2 protein-coding genes are annotated in these 1,752 nt (G+C 69.1%); one reads left to right on the forward strand and one right to left on the reverse strand.

What is annotated here, in order from left to right; translation table 11 throughout:
* Positions 1 to 96: 96 nt before the first annotated feature.
* Complete coding sequence (locus IG99_RS49430) at positions 97 to 396, reverse strand: hypothetical protein (protein WP_037684526.1); 300 nt, start codon at positions 394 to 396, stop codon at positions 97 to 99.
* 360 nt (positions 397 to 756) lie between these two features.
* Between IG99_RS49430 and IG99_RS43305 the strand changes: the two genes are divergently transcribed.
* Positions 757 to 1,482 carry a dienelactone hydrolase family protein gene (locus IG99_RS43305; protein WP_037684527.1) on the forward strand — a complete coding sequence of 242 codons (726 nt, stop codon included), beginning with the start codon at positions 757 to 759 and terminating at the stop codon, positions 1,480 to 1,482.
* Positions 1,483 to 1,752 lie beyond the last annotated feature (270 nt).

The raw sequence follows: 1,752 nt of genomic DNA on the forward strand, positions 1-1,752 counted from the left end.
TGCACAGCAGCCTCGGCTACCGCAGTCCCGCCGAATACGAGACCGCACTCGCAGCCTGACCACCACACCGATGGTGTCCGTCAAAGCGGAACAAGCTCAGAGTGTGCTCGTCGCGGTGTACTGCCAGCGTCCGCCGGACCACGTCGGCATCGGCCAGGCCGAGGCGGGCGACCTCCACGGCGCGCACAGAATGGATGCGCCCAGGCCGACGATGAGCCGGGAGGCAAGCCCGTCCAGCCGGTCCAGCGCCCCTGCCGGCCGGTCGCTGGACAGCGACAGCGGCAGGTGGACTCCGGCGGACGCCTGTATCCCAGAGGTGGGATTGCGGAAGATCAGCTGCTCCTGCTTCAGGGCCCGGAAGATGCTGCGCAGCACGCTGAGCAGCCCGCGAGCCACATTGCCCTGGTGCCGGGCCCGTTCGGCCCGGACGTCGTCGGCGGTGATCTGCCGCAGATCCTCCCCGGCAGCCCCACCGGGCTTTCATCAACCGCCGCCGCACCCTACGCCCCGCCGAGGCGTACCGGACCCCGACCGACGCCGAGTGGGAGGACTTCCTCGGCCACTTCGAACGCCGCAGGTCTCCGTGGGCACCTGTGCCCGCGCCTACGGCACCGCCTGTATCCACGAGCACGCCTGCTGCTCTGAACCAACTGAGTGTTTGGTCCGTGGGATGGTTCCGGAATACGCCAGAGACCTGCCTTCTGCCAGCGGCAGAACAGGCCCGATCGGGCTCGACGATCACTACAGTCCAAGCTCATGACGACGGTTACAACGCGCACGATCGAATACGCGGCCGACGGCCTGACGATGATCGGGCACCTCGCGCTCCCGGCCGGTGTCGACCGACGGCCGGTGGTCTTGGTCGGGCCCGAGGGGGTGGGGCTCAGCGATGTCGAGCGCCGCCGGGCCGATGCGCTCGCCGAGCTGGGATACGTGGCGCTGGCCTTCGACCTCCACGGCGGGCGCTATTTGGGCGACCCTGAGGAGATGCTGGCCCGTTGCATGCCGCTGCTCGCCGACCCCGACCGGATGCGAGGCATCGGCCACGCGGCGCTCGACGTGCTCCGCGCCGAGCCGCGGGCCAACCCGGACCGGATCGCCGCCGTCGGCTACGGCACCGGGGGCGCAATCGCGCTGGAACTCGGGCGCGACGGCGTCAACCTGCGCGCGATCGCGACAGTCAACGCACTGACCACGGGCCGACCAGACGAGACGGCGCGGATTCACTGCCCGGTGTGGGCCGGGGTCGGGTCGGAAGACCCGATCATGCCGCCCGCGCAACGGGACGCATTCACCGACGAGATGCAGGCTGCGGGCGTCGACTGGCGACTCGTGGTCTATGGCGGCGCCTTGCACGCCTTCCATCACCCGCCGGTCGACCACAGCGTGCTCCCCGGCGTCGGCTACCACCCGCAGCACGCGCGGCGAGCTTGGCGGGACATCGTCGACCTGCTCGCCGAGTGTCTGCCCATAACGGAGTGATCTGGTCGGCAACCACGATCCTGGACCGCAACCAAGCCCGGTCGAACGGGGCTTTCGGCAAACGCCGCGAGCGTGCGTGCCGGACGCCGCTGCGCAGGCGGGGGTTTGTTCACAGGCTCTGACCCTGTTCTTCATGGTCTGAGTCGGTTTCGTCTTTGATGATGCTCTCGGGTGAGCTTGTTCCGCTTTGACGGACACCATCGGTGTGGTGGTCAGGCTGCGAGTGCGGTCTCGTATTCGGCGGGACTGCGGTAGCCGAGGCTGCTGTGC

Origin of the sequence: Streptomyces griseus subsp. griseus (assembly GCF_000720255.1) — a bacterium.
GTDB lineage: Bacteria > Actinomycetota > Actinomycetes > Streptomycetales > Streptomycetaceae > Streptomyces > Streptomyces griseus_I.